Below are 18,366 nucleotides of genomic sequence, written 5' to 3' on the forward strand. Positions count from 1 at the left end.
GTAAAAAAAAATCAGCCAACTTCGTCGAATCGAAAAAAATCCCCGCCCCTAAATACAAGGGGCGAAGATTAATAATCTCGCGGTACCACCCTAATTACCGAATCGTAATATCGGCATCTCTGGTTGCCTTAACGCGGCGAACGGCAGTGTTGGACTGCACTCGGGAGTAGCTTTCGACACTTTATTAACGAAAGCCCTCTCAGCCTAGGGGCTTTTTTCTTTACGAAATTGGGTGTGTACTTTCTCCGTCAAAGCATTACATCTATTTAAATGAAGTATAGAAAAGTTACGAGCTTATGTCAATCAGTAGCTTCGAAAAAAGTGTACGGAGAAATGCCATCCATACCAATCATTGGATTGATTGAGACAAAAGTTTCTGTTGTCAATTTATAAGTTGTTTCATTATCGTTAACATTTTCTTCAATCGAACTAATTGATTCTTTTTGAACCGGTACATCTTTAACCGTAGTTTCTACAGCTTCTACAGTTTCTCCTGTTAAGCGCTCTTTCAATGTTGTTTGTCTTTCAAGTTCATCCGCTCGTGCAATGCCCGCCCTAAACTCAGAAGGTTCTCCACATAAGATGAGAAAGTTCTTGGCTCTCGTAATCCCAGTATATATTAAATTACGTTTTAGCATTTTTCTATGACTCCGAACAATGGGCATAATTACGATTGGAAATTCACTACCTTGTGCTTTATGAATCGAACAGCAATACGCTAATGTAATTTGCTTTAAATCACTGCGCTCATAATTCACTTCAATTCCATCATAAGAAACAACGAGCAACTCTTTTTTATCAACAGTTTCTTTTGCTTTAAGAATTGCGACGACTTCACCCATATCACCATTGAATACATTACTCTCAGGTTGATTTACAAGTTGCAGAACCTTATCTCCAATACGGTAAATCGCGTCACCAAAAACTACTTCTTTTCGCTTAGGTCCCGGTGGATTTACCATTTTTTGAATCATTGTATTCAGCGCATCTATTCCCGCTGGCCCTCTGTACATTGGTGCCAAAACCTGGATTTCTTTAATGGTGTGTCCTTTAGAAATTGCATTTGTTACAATTTGTTGAACGACTTCAAGAATACTTTCACTGTCTGCTTTTATAAAGGACCGATCGGACGTTTTATTTGTTATATCGTCTTTCCATTCAGACTTTTTAATCATATGCGCCATTTCAATTATTGTTGAGCCAGCACTTTGACGATAAATTTCTGTAAGTTCAATAACTGGAACCTTTCCAGAAGTAAGCATATCTTTCAATACTTGTCCAGGACCTACGGATGGTAATTGATCTTGGTCTCCAACAAATAATATTTGCACATCATTCGGAAGCGCTTTTAATAACTGATGTCCAAGCCAAGTATCGACCATCGACATTTCATCGATGATTACAAGTTTCCCTTCGATTTCACGCTCGGTTTCCTCATCTTTTTCTCGACCTGTAAAACCAAGAAGGCGATGTATCGTCATTGCAGGCAATCCAGTAGACTCCGACATTCGTTTTGCAGCTCGACCCGTTGGTGCTGCTAATATTATTGGAAAGACTTCGTTCTTTTTGGAATATTCTAATGGGTCAAGTGATAACCCGTGCAACTGTGCATAGACTTCAACAAAACCCTGTATGACTGTCGTCTTACCTGTTCCCGGTCCACCTGTAAGAATCATTGCTGGTGAATGAAGTGCCGTTTCAATTGCGGCAACTTGCGTTTCAGCATAGTTGACGCCAATCCGCTCTTCTACTTCTCCAATCGCTGTTCTAATTTCGGATACGGGAAACTGTTCTTTTGTTTCATTTTCCAACAATCGGCCAATCTTTGCAGCAATTCCAATCTCCGAGAAATAAAGAGAAGGTAAATAAATCCTACGTCCTTCTACGGATATCTTTCCCTCTTCAACAAGTTGGATAATCGCATCGGATATCGATGTAAATTGAATTTCGAATGATTGACTCATTTCTAGCAAGCGTTTTACAAGCGGCAATACGGCCTCACCATCTAAATATACATGTCCTTCCGACTGGACGGCCTGATTCATTGAATACAGGATAGCTGCCTTTATTCGTGAAGGATGATCTCCAATAATTCCAAGATTTTTTCCGAGTTCATCAGCACGCTGAAATCCTACACCTTCAATTTCTTCTGTAAGACGATAAGGGTTTTCTGTTAGTAAGGAAAGAGAATCTTCACGGTATGTTTGATAGATTCGCATTGCAATTTGCGGACCGAATCCCCATTCATTAAGTTGGATAATCGTCCGCTCAAGCCCCATATTTTGTTCGAGAACAGAAACGAGTGTTTCTTTCCTTTCCTGGGAAAGCCTAGGTACTTTATCGAGGACGGTAGCATCATCTAAAATAAGTTTTATGGCATCTTTTCCAAGCGTTTTAACAATTGTATCAGCTGTCTTCATCCCAATCCCCGGAAATAAATCGCCTGATAAATAATGGATAAGACCCGTTTCTGTCGCGGGCATTTCTTTAGCAAAAGTATGTACATCAAACTGAACACCATACGTTGGATGTTTGACGAGTCTTCCCGTGAACTTATAATCATCGTCAGGTGTCAGCCGTGGAAAATTTCCTTTTACAATGATTTCATTATCTTCATTACCACTATTCGTTTCCTGAACCTTTAATTTAATGATTGTAAAAAGATTATCCGGATTATGGAAGATTGTCACAACCGGTCTTCCGACCAGAAAAATTTCTTCTGTTTCTTCCATAGCCAACATCTCCTTATTTTTCACTTTGTTGAATCATGTCGTATATATAGCGAGCTTGTTCATAATCTTCTTCTATTGTAAATGCTTGTTTTAAATGCGCCAAAGCATCTTCTTTTCTATCGGAAGATACAGCGTAAAGAAATCCAATATTATAATGAGCATCTGCATTGTTCTCATCTTTATCCAGAATAAATATAAATTCCTTTTCAGCTTCTTGGAAGAGCTCTAAATTCGCAAGAATAATACCATAGGACAATCTAACCTCTATGTCTTCAGGCGCAAGTTCAGCTGCACGCTGCATATATGGGAGTGCTAATTTTGCTTTATCCATACGTTCAAGACTTTTCGCGAGCATAAAGTACGCATCCGATTCGTCTACACCTTTACGGACTGCAAGCTCATATAATCGAGATGCTTCTTCATAAAGTTCTTTATTGTAGTAAAGACTTGCAAGACCATAATAGGCTGTTCCGGCTTCTGGATCTAACACAATTGCTTTCTGAAAAAAAGGTTCCCCTTTTTCAGCATCTCCAAGGGATGCAAACACATTTCCAAGATTAATATAACCAACTGCATCTTCTGGTGCATTTTCAATCGCCTGCATAAATGCTTCTACTGCTTTTTCGTAGGAGCCATCCTGTAATGCTTTAATTCCAATTTCATTGTATTCCATACTATAATTCCCCTTATCCGACGTAATCTAGTTGTTTACCATTTTTTATTACCGTATCTATTGTTCCTCCGCCCAAACATTCATCTCCGTCATAAAAGACTACAGCTTGTCCTGGCGTTATCGCACGAACTGGTTCTACGAATCGTACAATTGCTGTATTGTCACCCGTTAACTCAACAACTACTTCTGTATCTGGTTGACGATAGCGGAATTTTGCTGTACATGTAAATGTTTTCGGTAATTTACGTGCTGTAGAAAAACTAATATCAATTGCTGTTAAACTGTCCGAATAAAGTGCGTCATTTGTAAAGCTTTGCTCAACAAGAAGCACATTCTTTTCAAGATTTTTTCCAACAACAAACCAAGGCTCACCAGCTCCACCAATTCCAAGACCATGACGTTGTCCAATCGTGTAATACATCAGCCCATCATGTTTACCGATCTTTTCACCAGTCATTGTTTCCATCGCTCCTGGTTGTGCTGGAAGATATTGACCTAAAAACTCTTTAAAATTGCGCTCCCCTATAAAGCAGATTCCAGTTGAATCTTTTTTAGTTGCTGTAGATAAACCAGCTTCAAGAGCTTTTTCACGCACTACACTTTTATCCAGATGCCCAATTGGGAACATGACTTTTTGCAACATTTCCTGTGTTAATTGGTTAAGAAAATAAGTTTGGTCTTTATTTTCATCTTTTCCTCTAAGCATTGCGACGCCACCATCTACCTGAACGATTTGTGCATAATGTCCCGTTGCAAGATAATCCGCTCCAAGACTCATCGCATGTTCCATAAATGCCTTAAACTTTATTTCCTTGTTGCACATGACATCAGGATTCGGAGTGCGACCCGCCTTATATTCTTCTAGAAAATACGTGAAAACCTTATCCCAATATTGTTTTTCAAAATTAACTGCGTAATATGGAATTCCAATATCATTACAAACATTAATGACATCTTCATAATCTTCTGTCGCTGTGCAAACTCCAAATTCGTCTGTATCATCCCAGTTTTTCATAAAAATCCCGATTACATCATAGCCTTGTTCCTTTAATAAAAGGGCGGCTACCGAAGAATCGACACCTCCGGACATACCTACGACCACACGTGTTTCTGCTGGTGTTTTAATTGTCATTATTTATTCATCCTCTATAGTTGTCATTTCACGAGTCTATTGATTATTTCTGCAGTTTTCATTGCCGCTTCTTCAATTAATTGTCGATTCAGGCCAAGCCCGAAACTGAATCTAACAGAGTTTCTAAGTTGTGGCGCATCGCTGCCGTACATCGCTAAAAGTACATGGGAGGGATCCAAAGAACCCGCAGAACATGCCGAACCACTTGAAACACAAATTCCTGCCATGTCCAAATTCACTAGAAGTGATTCGATATCTGTTCCTGGGAAGCTTATATTTAGAACATGCGGAAGTTTTTCCACAGCAGATGCATTAATTTCATAATTAACACCTTCCATTTTCAGTACTTTCTCCAGTATATCGCCAAAGTCATTGTATTTCATACGATTGTCTTCAATTGATAACTGCATAAGTTTAACTGCATCGGAAAATGCTACAATCGCGGGAACATTTTCTGTTCCTCCACGCCGTTTCCGTTCTTGTTGCCCCCCAACTTGCAGGACCTTTGTGTCTATCCCTTTTCGTTGATATAAAAACCCGACCCCTTTAGGACCGTTCAATTTATGTGCTGAAACCGATAGTAAATCGACACCTAATTTCTGAACATCAAGTGGGACATGTCCATATGCTTGAACCGCATCTGTATGAAAAACTGCCGGGTGATCCTTTAAAATATCCCCGATTAACTGTATAGGCTGTATTGTACCCACTTCATTGTTGCCATACATTATTGAAACAAGAATTGTAGTATCCTTTAATGCAGTCCTTACTTGTTCCGAAGTTATAAGCCCATTGTCGTCTACTTCTAAATATGTGACATCGAAGCCTTCCAATTCCAGTTGTTTACAAGCGTTTAAAACTGCCGGATGTTCGATATTCGTTGTAATAATATGGTTTCCTTTATTTTTCAGAGCATAGGCAGTCCCGAAAATCGCAGTATTATCGGCTTCCGTTCCTCCGGATGTAAAAATGATTTCAGAGGGGTCCGCATTAATGGATATAGCCATCGTTTTTCTTGAAGCATCAAGCCATTTCCGAGCTTCTCTACCATAACTGTGAATACTAGAGGGATTGCCGAACAGAGTCCCAAGTAATTCAACATAACGTGCTGAAACCTCAGGATGAACCGGCGTTGTCGCAGCATGGTCTAAATATATTGTCATTTCAAGACTCCTTTATATATAAAACATATAGCCGTCACTTGCTGAATCATTCGTTTTCATTAAGTCTTCTATTGTAGTTGTATCCAGCACTTCACGAATTGCCTCGGCCATACGCTTCCAAAGTTCTCTTTGGGGTACATCCACGTCGTCAAGTCCATCAACTGGTTGAATGGGTCCTTCAAGTATGCGAATCACTTCACCCGATGTAATTTCTGAGGGAGGCCTGGTAAGCATGTATCCCCCGTATGCACCACGAACACTTTTAACAATCCCGTTGTTTCGGAGTACCGGTATTAATTGCTCCAAATAGGCTTCAGATAAAGATTGTTCTTCGGCAATTTGCCGTAGCGGTATTGGACCTTCACCGTACTTCGTTCCAAGTACAACTACAATCGTTAGTCCATAACGTCCCTTAGTAGATATCTTCATATAAATAACCCCGTCCTTTATGCGATTGCTTCAAAATATTATAGCACAGGTACAAACAAAAACAGAACACAGTGAATCGGTAGGCACATCCTTCTGAACTACCTAAATGCTTTCGACTTAACTCATGTGTATAATGAAGGAATCATATACGGAGGAGTGAATGACTTGAGAAACGAACCACTGGCATACCGTATGCGGCCTACAAAAATCGAAGAAGTAGCGGGACAGGAAGCTATTATAGGTAAAAAAACAGCACTCTACCGTTTAATAAAAAATGGACATGTACCGTCCATGTTGTTATACGGCGAACCCGGAATCGGGAAGACTTCTCTTGCCCATGCCATTGCGGGCTCTAGTGATCTCCCCTTTATTTCACTGAACGCAACGGTCTCAGGTAAAAAAGATGTGGAAGATGTGGTTGCTGAGTCAAGAATAACAGGAAAAGTTCTATTGTTTTTGGATGAAATACATCGATTCAATAAATTACAACAAGATACACTACTTCCCCATGTCGAAAGCGGAGCTATTGTTTTGATAGGAGCAACAACCGAAAATCCATATCACGATGTAAACCCAGCAATCCGTTCTAGATGTGGTGAAATTCGACAACTTTCAAGATTAGAACCCGAAGATTTATTGAGTGTATTAAATAGAGCACTAGAAGACAAAACTCGTGGACTTGGCAAGACAGCAATTGAAATTACTGAAGAACAACTTCTAACAATTGCTGAAGGTGTTAATGGTGATGCGCGGAAAGCTTTGAATGTTCTGGAATCTGTCGTTGTCGCAAGCGACGAAATAGATGGTATAACGATTGTTGAAGATGCGTTATTAGAAAACCTATTAGGCCGCATTGGTCTTTTCGGTGATAATAAAGGCTCTCATTTTTATAATTTATTATCCGCATTACAAAAATCCGTCCGTGGAAGTGATGTAAATGCCTCCATTTATTACCTCGCTCATCTTCTTGAAACGGGCGATTTAATTGCTGTTTCAAGGCGTTTGCTTGTCATGGCCTATGAAGACGTTGGTCTAGCATCTCCGGAAGTTGGTCCACATGTTCTCGCTGCCACAGAAGCGGCCATCCGTCTAGGCATGCCTGAAGCACGTATACCACTAGCAAATGCTGTAATCGAAATGTGTTTGGCACCTAAGTCAAATTCCGCTTACAAGGCATTTGATGCTGCTGTTCAAGCCATTAACGATGGTAAAACAGGTGATATTCCAATGCACCTAAGAGATACCCATTATGGAGGTGCAGCAGCTCTCGGCCATGTTGGATACAAATATCCACACCATACACCCCTTGGAGAATTTGGCGGTTGGGTGAACCAGCAATACCTCCCCGATAAAGTCGAGGGAACTGAATTTTACAAACCTGTAATTTCAGGTCAAGAAAAAAAGATGGCAGCGATTTATGAAAAACTAATAGAATTTCGTAAAAAGAAATAAAAGTTCAGTTTATGTATTATGATATACAATAAAGGTGTATGAGCGATCATAGGCTGCACAATATATGACGTTTTTGAAAGAGAGTTCCTATTTCAATAAAATAGGAGTAAGGAACGGGAACTTCACAAACGTCTTGTATTTATAAAAGGATGGTCATTTAATGAAAAAACGAAAGTTGATTTTTTTCTCGTTTATTCTACTTCTTTCAGGTTGTGTAGAAAAGAGCACTAACAAAGAGAACCCAAAAGTTGAGAAAGAAACAGTCACGTCAGTTAGTTTAACAGTTTCAGCCGCAGTGAGTTTAACAGATGCACTCGAAGAAATTAAAACGAATTACGAAAAAGATACTAATGTTGAACTTACATTTAACTTGGGCGGTTCTGGAAGTCTTGCACAACAAATTCGACACGGTGCACCTGTTGATGTCTTTATATCGGCGAACCAAGACTGTATGGATACACTTGAAGTGGAAGATCTTATTCTGAACGCGACCCGTGAAGATATAACTGGTAATAAACTTGTATTGATTGCGGGAAGTTCTTCAAATCTTAATTATCAATCGGCAAGTGATATTTCAGCAGATGATATTGAACAGATTTCAATTGGTAACCCAGAAAGTGTGCCCGCTGGAAAATACTCCGAACAGGTTCTTAAAAATTTAAATATATGGAATGACTTCGTGAATAAACTCATTCTAGGAAAAGACGTTCGACAAGTGCTAACTTATGTTGAAACAGGTAACGTAGACATAGGATTTGTTTATGAAAGTGACGCTTTATCTTCAGAGGACATTAAAATTTTAGCTACTGTGGAAGATGGATTACATGATCCCATCATTTATCCTGCAGCAGTTCTTGCAAATACAAAACATGAGAAAGAGTCATCTGAATTTGTTACGTATATGGCTTCAGAAGAAGCGCAAAAGGTTTTAGCGAAATATGGTTTTAAAAAGTGAAATAAGGTGATTTAGATGCTTGATGTAAATTATTCTCCTTTATGGCTTTCTTTAAAAACTGCCACAATTGCAACTGTTATTGTCTTTATCGTCGGCATGTTTTTGGCACGATTACTTGCACGCAATTCATTTTTTGGAAAAAGCGTAATTGAAGCGATTATATTATTGCCATTAGTACTACCACCTACAGTAGTTGGATTCGGGCTATTGTACTTATTTGGTAAAAATGGTTTTTTGGGTCGATTATTGTTAGATCTCTTTGAATTTCAAGTTGTATTTTCATGGTATGCAGTCATAATTGCTGCTGTTGTTGTTTCTTTTCCACTCATGTATCAAAGTGCATCGGCCGCATTCAAACAGTTTGACGAAAACATCGAAAATGCAGCATATACAATGGGTGCCTCAAAATGGAAAGTCTTTAGAACAATCTCATTTCCTCTCGCATGGCCAGGTTTGTTGGCAGGTTTGGTCTTGTCTTTTGCTCGCGCACTCGGGGAATTCGGCGCGACATTAATGTTAGCTGGATATATTCCAAACGTTACAGATACAATCCCGCTTGCTATTTATTTCGCTGTCGAATCCGGCAATATGGAAATGGCTAAGTTTTGGGTATTAATCATTGTTTCACTTGGTTTCACTGCAATTCTTTGGTTAAACTGGTGGAGTAAAAGGCATATGATGCGTTATACAGAACGGAGGGGCAAATAATGCTTAATGTAGATATTAAAAAATCATTATCCCATTTTGAATTAACAGCAGATTTCATCGTAGAAAAAAATGAAATCGTTGCTCTCTTCGGTCCCTCCGGTTCGGGTAAAACAACAATTCTCAATTGTATTGCCGGAATTACCAAAGCTACTAGCGGCAGCATTCAACTAAATAATCATATTTTATTTAAAAGCAGAAAAAAGAATGTACCGATTCAGCAAAGGAGAATCGCATATTTATTTCAAGATTATGCACTTTTCCCTCATATGACGGTATGGAAAAACATCATGTATGGTATGAAAAATGAACATTTAGCCAAACAATTATTGAAAGAATTAAAAATAGATCATTTAACAGAACAATTTCCAAATGAAATATCTGGTGGAGAAAAACAACGAGTTGCACTTGCTCGTGCATTAGCAACTGAACCTGATTTACTCCTTCTTGATGAACCCTTTTCTGCACTGGACGATACGACACGGGCAAGGAGTCATGATGAGTTGTTACGTCTCCATAAACTTTGGAAAATACCAATCATTCTTGTGACACACAGTCGAGCCGAAGCAGAAAAACTGAGCAACCGAATTTTGTATATAAATGATGGGAAATTAATAAATTGAACACAAAAGATTTCATCCCGTTCTTTACGAATCGGAATGAAGTCTTTTTTAAATTCTTTTCAATTTTTATTGCGGGATACAGTTGGCAAGGCTATTGCGTTTTCGAGTCCACATTTTAGTTTCTTATAAAGGCCAATTTTCAACGACCCGATTTTTTCTACCAGTGGTGGTTTTAGCATGAAGCAAAGATTGATAAACGGCCTCTTCAGTCGCTTCAATAACGGCTTGGAAAAGATCACTCATAACGGCACAATCATCTCTGAGAAGTTCATATGTTTCAGTTATTTGGTCACTCTCATGCGGCACCGTGTAAGCATTTGAAAAAGCAATGATGATATCTCCACTTCCATTATGTATATGTGTACCCGTTCTACCTAAACCAATCGCTGCCCTTTTAGCTAGACGCTTAAGTTGTCGGTCGTTTACAGGCGCATCTGTCGCAACAACAATGATCACAGATCCATCTGGTTTTAGCTCATTTGCCTTTGATTCTGGATTAGAAGCGATTTTTTCAGATCCTTTTTCCACAAGCCATTCATTAATTTTACATTCTTCTACTTTTCCAAAATTCGTTAAAGTTAATACTCCCACCGAGTAGGATTGGTCTTCTGATTGAACAATTCGCGAGGACGAACCAATACCACCTTTCATCCCGTAGCAAATCATTCCTTTACCTGCACCAACAGCACCTTGCTCCATTGGTCCAATATCAGCTTTTTTAAGTGCTTGGATTGCATGTTCCGGTCTAACTTTCATCAATCTCATTGAATTTAAATGACTGTCATTACATTCACCAACAACAATATTTAACGAACTTGTTGTATCCGCAATCTTTTCATTTTCTTCCAACATATACGTAAGTGTTCCTTCTAAAACAGCTCCAACACTAAAAGTATTTGTGAGCATTATCGGGGATTCAATTACTCCAAGTTCGTCTACTTGTATAAGTCCTGCAGTTTTACCGAATCCATTTAATACAAAATGAGCTGCTGGAACTTTTTGCTCGAAAATATTACCATTATGCGGGAATATCGCTGTAACACCCGTACAAATAGATTCCCCATCTTGTAAATGTTCTTCGAGTGTTACATGTCCAATTTTCACACCAGGTACATCTGTAATCGCGTTTAGATTCCCGGTTCGTAATTTCTTCTTAATTTTAATCAAATCCTTTACTGTTTGTTCTTTAAATCATAACATAACTACTATTTTTGCTAGTGAATGATTGTCAATTCTGATTCTTGCTCCCTTAAAAACAAATAGAGAGACTCTTCATCCATAGCACGAGCGTAATAAAACCCCTGAATGGAATCGACTTGCATTTTCTCGAGAAGATGAAATTGAGATTTATCTACAACACCTTCTGCTACAATTTCAAAGTTAAGACCGTGACCTAATTCAATAATAGTTCTTAAAATCGCCAACACAATTGGATCATCGTCTAAATGATCAACGAACGATTTATCCACCTTAATTCGATCAATGGGCATCAATCGTAAATAATTGAGAGATGAGTAACCTGTTCCAAAGTCATCCAATGCAATGTGTACACCAAGAGCTTTTAATTCTGTTAGCTTTTCAATGATTCCTTCTTTATTATTAATAATAACGGATTCCGTTATTTCTATTTCCAATAATTTCGCGGGAACTGAATGCTTAGCTAATGCATTTATTAATTTTCGTACAAAATCCTTTTCATGAAGCTGGATTGCACTTACATTTACACAAATTCGTTCTATATATGGAAATTCGCGGACGATACGTTTTACCATTTGTAAACTTGTATCGATTACCCAATCACCGATTTCACAAATTTTTCCTGACCTTTCTGCGAGTGGAATAAAATCATTTGGCGAGACCATGCCCCATTCAGGATGATTCCAACGGATGAGTGCCTCCATACTTGTCATTCTTCCTGATTTAATGTCTAGCTGCGGTTGATAGACCAGAAAAAACTCGTTATTCTCAATAGCAGTTCGTAAACCGCGATCCAACTTTATTTCCGTTTCAAAAGCTAATTTCATATCTGGATTAAAGAAAAAGACTTTATTACGCCCTGATTCTTTCGATTTATACAACGCAGTATCTGAGTTAGTAAATAGCCCTTCTTTAGTATTCGCATCTTCCGGAAAAATTGAAACACCTATCGATGATGTAATATATAAAGCAGTATCAAAAACTTGAAACACATCTGCAAACGATTTATGAACACGTTTTATAATACTGCGAACTAAAGACATTTCGGATGCATCGGCAAGTATTAATATTACAAACTCATCTCCACCAAAACGACCAAAAAAACTATTTTTGGGTAATAAATCTTGGATTCGATTTCCGACTTTAATTAACAGCTCATCTCCGTAAGCATGACCATTTGTATCATTTACTTGCTTAAAGTCATCTAAATCCATAAAAGCCACAGCAATTATTTGTCCACTTTTCACCGCTCCAACAATCCATTGGTCTAATTTTTCTTCAATGGAGTTCCGATTTGGTTGTTTCGTTAATGAATCATGGTGAGTTTGATGATTCATTTCTTTCATTTGAATTTGGATTGTATTCGCCATTTGGTCGAAAGCACGTGCAATTATACCAATTTCATCTTGACGCACAATTCCGACACGAGATTCAAAGTCACCATTTTTCATTTTATCTATTCCATATGTAATTCGAGGTATATCTTTTAGTAGAAAACGTAAAACAAGTGAAAGTATCGATAGTAACACAGTTAAAGCTATGGTCCAAAATGTTAATAATGTTTTTTGATACTCTGCAAATGGTTGGAGTACAACCTGTTCAGGTACGTACAAAATAATCTTCCATCCAACATTTTCAACTTCACTAACTTTGGAATAATATACTTCCCCATCTATTTTTAAATGTGAAATTTCGGAATCTATAAATTCTTGATTTTTAAATACAGTCCACATATTCTTTTCATCATAAATAACATTATTATCATCAGTTACTAATACTAAATGTCGCCCATTTTTTTCGAATCTCTTTAATATTGCAGGTAATTTGTCTATATGGACATCGGCTCCAAAATATCCTAAACGTTTTTCATTTTCTTGAACAGGATGGATCACACTAATAGTCAATTTATTTGTGGCAAAATCATTATAAGGATCAGAATAAGAAATGCCTTCTTTACTCTCAGAATTATTAAACCACGGTCTATCTTTAATTATAAAAGAGTTATTTGAGAGGTATTCATTATTCGCTACAAAATAACTATGCTTGACATTTGCTAACCAAAGTAATTCTACATCTTCATTATTTTCTACTGCCTCATTAAGGGTCATTTGCAGCAAATTATAACTTGAATTGGATTGAACGCTTTCCCTATTATTATCATCAATCAAAATTGATTTTAAAATGGGGATTATTGAAAGTTGTTTCACGATTTCACCTTTTTGTTCGAAAAAAGAAGTTACTTCCTTTTCAGCTATTGCAATTTCTGCTGAAAATTCACGCTCTAACTGAAACAGCATTAAATTTCTAGATTTATTAAAAGAATATGAAGCAACGAGTAACATAATTGTCAATATCACAACAAACATTGCAATAACTACTTTGCTAGTAATGCCTATTTTTAATTGCTGTATTCTTTTTAACATGAGTTAAACCCCCTCACTTTATGACATCCCCTACGAACTGGTTAATCTTTAATCATCGTAATCTAAGAGTCTTTAATACTATTGTTTTTTAACTAGCATATAATCCTTTAGTAGTACTTAAAATGTACCCTTTTTCACGATGATTGTAAACATTCATTAAATAAAAAAGGCATCTATTAATTAAGAAGTGGGTTCAGTTTAATTTTTATTCAAAAGATATAATTGGAAATATAAAAAAGGCAATTGTGCATGTCGACTGACATGTACAATTGCCTTTTATAAAATATAATCGTTAAATCACGGATTATAATTTCTTTTCTATTATGGGCTCTTCTTTATCCGAATCCACTATTAAACTTGCTGAAACATGAACAAAGAATAATACCTTTTACTACTTAATTGGTTTGTAATACAACGTCTTTCACTCGCTGAATTGGTATATCTTCTACAATCGTATTGATTACCCAACTTGCGCAAACAAGTCCAGCGACTGAAGGAACGAATGCATTTGAAGCAGGAGGCAGTTCGGCTTTACGGATTGTGGATTCTGAATTACCTACAGTCTTTAAAACATCTTCACGAATTACGACAGGACTTTCATCTGAAAACACAACTGGAACTCCTTTGTAAATTCCAAGCTTTTTCAGTCTTTTGCGAATTACTTTTGCTACAGGATCTGTATGTGTCTTTGAAATATCCGAAATTTGAAATCGTGTAGGATCCATTTTATTCGCTGCGCCCATTGAAGAAATTATTTTCACATTTCGATTGATACACTCATTAATAAGATGGACTTTATAAATAATTGTATCCGACGCATCAATGACATAATCCGGTTGATAACTAAAAAACTCATCAGAAGTTTCCTCTGTATAAAACATATGAAGGGAGATAACTTCACATTCCTTATTGATATCTGCAATTCGTTCTGCCATAACTTCTGTTTTAGATCTCCCGACTGTAGATAAGTAAGCAACAAGCTGGCGATTGATATTTGTAATATCAATTGTATCTTTATCAACAAGTATAATACGTCCAATACCACTTCTTGCGCAGGCTTCGGCTGCAAATGAGCCAACTCCACCGATACCTAGTATCGCAACCGTGGTATCACGCATCCGTTCGACGCCTTCTGTTCCAATCGCTAATTCATTTCTAGAAAACTGGTGCAACAAACAAATTCCGCCCTTCTTTAACTATAATATCTATATTTTTCAACAAAAAACCTCTCCGCAAAAGTATCAGAGAGGACGAATTATTAAGTAAGAACAAATCCCAAATGTGCCGTCTTTGTGTTATCGTTTTGAACCCGCATCAAGCAGGTGGGTGTCCTATTCAATTATTTTGACGTCCCATGACAGGCGTGTCATCCTAATCAAAATATAGACTCCCGACGATATAAATGTTCGGTCAAAACTTATTGTCAAATAACGAACACTTCAGGATTTGTATTACCTTTAGATTAACATAGAATTGATTCAATTTCAATGTTTTTATTTTTACACGAATACGTATATTCACACTTTTGAATTACTTACCTTTTTTATTTAAAACAGAAATACCTAATTCCGCTAGTTGTCCAGCGTCTACAATGTCAGGAGCAGATGTTAAAAGACAACTTGCACTTGAAGTTTTTGGAAAAGCGATTGTGTCGCGTAAATTCGTAGAACCCGAAAGCAACATGACGATTCGGTCTAGCCCGAATGCAATCCCTCCGTGTGGTGGTGTTCCATAGTCAAAAGCATCGAGTAAAAACCCGAATTGTTCCTGAGCCTGTTCAGCACTAAACCCAAGTGCTTTAAACATATTTTCTTGGACGTCACGCTCATAAATACGAAGTGAGCCTCCACCAAGTTCAAAACCGTTCAGAACCAAGTCGTAGGCTTCAGCTTTCACAGTTTCCGGACTTGTCACCAACTCATCTACGTTTGTCGGCATTGTGAATGGATGATGTGCAGCTGTAAATCGACCTTCGGAAGGATTGAATTCAAATAACGGCCATTCCGTTACCCACAAGAAATTGAATTTTGATTCGTCAATAAGACCTTGATCTTTTCCAAGTTTTATTCGTAACGCACCCAAAGAATCCGCTACTACATTCTTTTTGTCTGCTACAAAAAGTAGTAAATCTCCAACTTCAGCATCTGATGCTGATTGTAATGCCTCGGCTAACTGACCTTCAAAGAATCGTGCAATCGGACCTGTTAAACCGTCCTCTGTGACCTTCAACCATGCAAGACCTTTTGCACCGTAAACGGAAACATATTGGCCTAATACTTCATCGATATCTTTACGAGTAAAATCTTTTGCAGCGTTTTTCACATTAATTAATTTAACTTGACCGCCCGCTTCAACAGCACCGCTAAAGACTTTAAAAGGTGCGTCTTTAACGACGTCCGAAACATCTATAAGTTCCATGCCGAATCTTGTATCTGGTTTATCTGAACCGAAGCGCATCATTGCTTCGTCATAAGGAATGCGTTTAAATGGAATTTGAATATCGATTCCTTTTACATCTTTCATGACTTTTTGCATGAGACGTTCATTCAATTCCATTATGGCTTCTTTTGACATGAAACTCATTTCCATATCAATTTGTGTGAATTCTGGCTGACGGTCTGCACGAAGATCTTCATCACGGAAGCAACGTGCAATTTGGTAGTATTTATCAAAACCAGAAACCATTAACATTTGTTTGAAAAGTTGTGGAGATTGTGGCAATGCATAAAACTCACCATCATGGACACGGCTTGGTACTAGATAATCACGCGCTCCTTCTGGAGTTGACTTCGTCAATATCGGAGTTTCAACTTCCAAGAACCCTTCGTCATCTAAAAAGTTTCGCACTGTACGAGTGATATCCGAACGCATTTTAAATACTTTAGCCAGCTTAGGTCTACGAAGGTCTAAGTATCTATACTTTAGACGAATCTCTTCATTGGCATCTGTTTCATCTTCAATAATAAACGGAGGTGTTTTTGCCTTATTAATAATTGTTATTTCTTCCACTTGAACTTCAATTGAACCTGTTTCTATGTTTGGGTTCTTTTGTGATTCCTGACGCTCAATTACTTTACCAGTGATACTAAGAACGAACTCACTTCTTACACCTTCAGCTATTTCAAGAGCTTCTTTAGAATATTCCGGACTGAAAATTGTTTGAACTACTCCAGAACGATCACGTAAATCAATGAATATGAGTCCTCCAAGATCCCTTCTAATTTGAACCCAGCCTTTTATTGTTACAGTAGACCCCACTAGTTTTCCAGATAACTCACCACAATAATGTGTACGTTCCATATTTTTCATCTTCCTTCCTCTATCGTTTCAAAGAACTAGTGATTTTTTCCACCAATTCGGATGTCGCGATTTTCTCTTGTGTACCGTCTGACATATTTCGTACCATAGCGACATTTTCCGCTACTTCGTCTTCACCTATCACTACAACAACTTCTGCGTTTAAGCGATCTGCAGACTTCATTTGACCCTTCATTTTACGATCCATATAATCCATATCTGATCGAATGCCTGATTTTCTAAGTTCGTTAAGAAGTTTAAATCCTGGTCGTTTTGCATCATCACCAAGTGTCACAATGTAGACATCTAGAGTCGGCTCTTCATCAAATGATTTACCTTCAGCATTCATTGCTAGAAGAAGGCGTTCAATACTCATCGCAAATCCTATTCCAGGTGCAGATGGACCACCAATGTCTTCGGCAAGGCCGTTATATCTGCCACCACCGCACAATGTCGTAATCGCACCAAATCCTTCTGATGTGCTCATTATTTCAAAGGCTGTGTGGTTGTAGTAATCAAGACCACGTACTAAGTTCGCATCCACTTCGTAAGAAATATTTAAGTCGTCTAAGTAACTTTTTACTTGTTCAAAATAAGCTGCTGAATCTTCATTTAAATAATCTGTTAAAGAAGGTGCAGTTGCAATCAATGGATTTTCACTATCTACTTTACAGTCCAGTATGCGCAGAGGATTTAAATCCAACCTTGATTTGCAATCTGAACAAAACTCGGCGATATGTGGACTAAAGTGAGCAATGAGCGCATCTTTATGAGACTTTCTGCACTCTGTATCACCCAATGAATTCAATACAAGTTTTAAATCTGACAGTCCCGCTCGCTCATAAACATTCATTGCAAGTGCAATGACTTCAGCGTCTATCGCGGGATCCGCACTGCCTATTGCTTCTGCTCCAAATTGTACAAACTGACGATACCGCCCAGCCTGTTGACGTTCATAACGAAACATCGGGCCAACATAAAAAAGTTTAACGGGCTGGTCGGGAATGCCAAACATTTTATGTTCAACAAACGAACGAACAACTGGTGCAGTTCCTTCAGGTCGGAGTGTCATTGAACGATTACCCTTATCCGTAAATGTATACATTTCCTTTTGAACAACATCGGTTGTTTCTCCAACAAGTCGTTGAAATAACTCAGTTTGTTCAAAGATTGGAGTGCGAATTTCCTTATAGCGAAATGCATCACTGACATCCTTAATAATTGATTCAACTTGCTGCCACTTCCATGTCTCAGAGGGCAAAATGTCTTGTGTTCCTCTAGGTACTTTAAAAATCATGATGATTCCCCTTTCTTATAAATAATATAAAGTGTTTTTTATACCCACACATAAAGATTTGAACAACAAAAAAAGACCCCCATCCCCTGCATATGCAAGGGACGAGAGCCTTTATAGCTACCGTGGTTCCACCCTAATTGGTGCTCCACTTTCAGCACCCACTCGTAATCCGATATAACGGCCGGTTCCGTCTGTACCTACTGTATAATTACGTTCAGCACAGAGCTTCGGTGATGTTTTTCATCGTATGTAGTCTGTAGGGTGGATTTCAGCCAGGTCCTCCCCTCT

14 protein-coding genes, 1 other RNA gene and 1 other annotated feature (1 of these 16 running past the window's edge) are annotated in these 18,366 nt (G+C 38.0%); of the genes, 4 read left to right on the forward strand and 11 right to left on the reverse strand.

The genetic code is table 11. The features are described from left to right. Positions 1-299: 299 nt before the first annotated feature. From recD2 to cymR, 5 genes are read right to left on the reverse strand one after another with little or no spacing between them, the layout of a single operon-like run. Positions 300-2,732 (reverse strand): SF1B family DNA helicase RecD2, encoded by a 2,433-nt coding sequence (gene recD2 / locus ACP8HH_RS10660; RefSeq protein WP_438311097.1) that lies wholly within the window; start codon positions 2,730-2,732, stop codon positions 300-302. Positions 2,733-2,745: 13 nt separating this feature from the next. Then, positions 2,746-3,405, reverse strand: a complete 660-nt coding sequence (locus tag ACP8HH_RS10665) for a tetratricopeptide repeat protein (protein ID WP_438311099.1) — start codon at positions 3,403-3,405, stop codon at positions 2,746-2,748. Positions 3,406-3,418: 13 nt separating this feature from the next. Further along, entirely contained in the window at positions 3,419-4,537 is a 1,119-nt protein-coding gene (mnmA, locus tag ACP8HH_RS10670; protein WP_438311101.1) for a tRNA 2-thiouridine(34) synthase MnmA, read from the reverse strand. Positions 4,538-4,560: 23 nt separating this feature from the next. Further along, positions 4,561-5,700 (reverse strand): cysteine desulfurase family protein, encoded by a 1,140-nt coding sequence (locus ACP8HH_RS10675; RefSeq protein WP_438311103.1) that lies wholly within the window; start codon positions 5,698-5,700, stop codon positions 4,561-4,563. A 12-nt stretch (positions 5,701-5,712) separates the two neighbouring features. Then, positions 5,713-6,129: a cysteine metabolism transcriptional regulator CymR gene (gene cymR, locus ACP8HH_RS10680; RefSeq protein WP_438311105.1), complete on the reverse strand. Its 417-nt coding sequence runs from the start codon at positions 6,127-6,129 to the stop codon at positions 5,713-5,715. A gap of 165 nt (positions 6,130-6,294) precedes the next feature. Here cymR and ACP8HH_RS10685 point away from each other — a divergent pair, with 165 nt between their 5' ends. From ACP8HH_RS10685 to ACP8HH_RS10700, 4 genes are all read left to right on the forward strand, one after another. Continuing rightward, a complete protein-coding gene (locus tag ACP8HH_RS10685) occupies positions 6,295-7,581 on the forward strand; it encodes a replication-associated recombination protein A (RefSeq protein ID WP_438311107.1) in 1,287 nt (428 codons plus the stop codon). A 160-nt stretch (positions 7,582-7,741) separates the two neighbouring features. Beyond that, positions 7,742-8,536 (forward strand): molybdate ABC transporter substrate-binding protein, encoded by a 795-nt coding sequence (gene modA, locus ACP8HH_RS10690; protein ID WP_438311109.1) that lies wholly within the window; start codon positions 7,742-7,744, stop codon positions 8,534-8,536. 15 nt (positions 8,537-8,551) lie between these two features. After that, entirely contained in the window at positions 8,552-9,244 is a 693-nt protein-coding gene (gene modB / locus ACP8HH_RS10695) for a molybdate ABC transporter permease subunit (RefSeq protein ID WP_438311111.1), read from the forward strand. Continuing rightward, positions 9,244-9,864 (forward strand): ATP-binding cassette domain-containing protein, encoded by a 621-nt coding sequence (locus ACP8HH_RS10700; RefSeq protein WP_438311113.1) that lies wholly within the window; start codon positions 9,244-9,246, stop codon positions 9,862-9,864. The genes modB and ACP8HH_RS10700 overlap by 1 nt, the downstream gene beginning before the upstream one ends. A gap of 123 nt (positions 9,865-9,987) precedes the next feature. Here ACP8HH_RS10700 and ACP8HH_RS10705 read toward each other — a convergent pair whose 3' ends face one another. From ACP8HH_RS10705 to hisS, 6 genes are all read right to left on the reverse strand, one after another. Then, positions 9,988-11,031 carry a P1 family peptidase gene (locus tag ACP8HH_RS10705; RefSeq protein WP_438311114.1) on the reverse strand — a complete coding sequence of 348 codons (1,044 nt, stop codon included), beginning with the start codon at positions 11,029-11,031 and terminating at the stop codon, positions 9,988-9,990. Positions 11,032-11,078: 47 nt separating this feature from the next. Continuing rightward, positions 11,079-13,484, reverse strand: coding sequence for an EAL domain-containing protein (locus tag ACP8HH_RS10710; protein WP_438311116.1), 2,406 nt, complete (start codon positions 13,482-13,484; stop codon positions 11,079-11,081). Positions 13,485-13,879: 395 nt separating this feature from the next. Continuing rightward, positions 13,880-14,659, reverse strand: a complete 780-nt coding sequence (locus ACP8HH_RS10715; protein ID WP_438311118.1) for a tRNA threonylcarbamoyladenosine dehydratase — start codon at positions 14,657-14,659, stop codon at positions 13,880-13,882. Between the two features lie 93 nt (positions 14,660-14,752). Next, positions 14,753-14,933: non-coding RNA, 6S RNA (gene ssrS, locus ACP8HH_RS10720), on the reverse strand. 81 nt (positions 14,934-15,014) lie between these two features. After that, on the reverse strand, positions 15,015-16,784 hold the full coding sequence (gene aspS / locus ACP8HH_RS10725) for an aspartate--tRNA ligase (protein WP_438311119.1): 1,770 nt from the start codon (positions 16,782-16,784) through the stop codon (positions 15,015-15,017). 19 nt (positions 16,785-16,803) lie between these two features. Beyond that, positions 16,804-18,078 (reverse strand): histidine--tRNA ligase, encoded by a 1,275-nt coding sequence (hisS, locus tag ACP8HH_RS10730; RefSeq protein ID WP_438311121.1) that lies wholly within the window; start codon positions 18,076-18,078, stop codon positions 16,804-16,806. 94 nt (positions 18,079-18,172) lie between these two features. Beyond that, positions 18,173-18,366, reverse strand: a binding site (T-box leader); it runs 45 nt beyond the window's last position.

The sequence above is a fragment of the Sporosarcina sp. FA9 genome, from assembly GCF_051550205.1.
Classification (GTDB): Bacteria; Bacillota; Bacilli; order Bacillales_A; family Planococcaceae; genus Sporosarcina.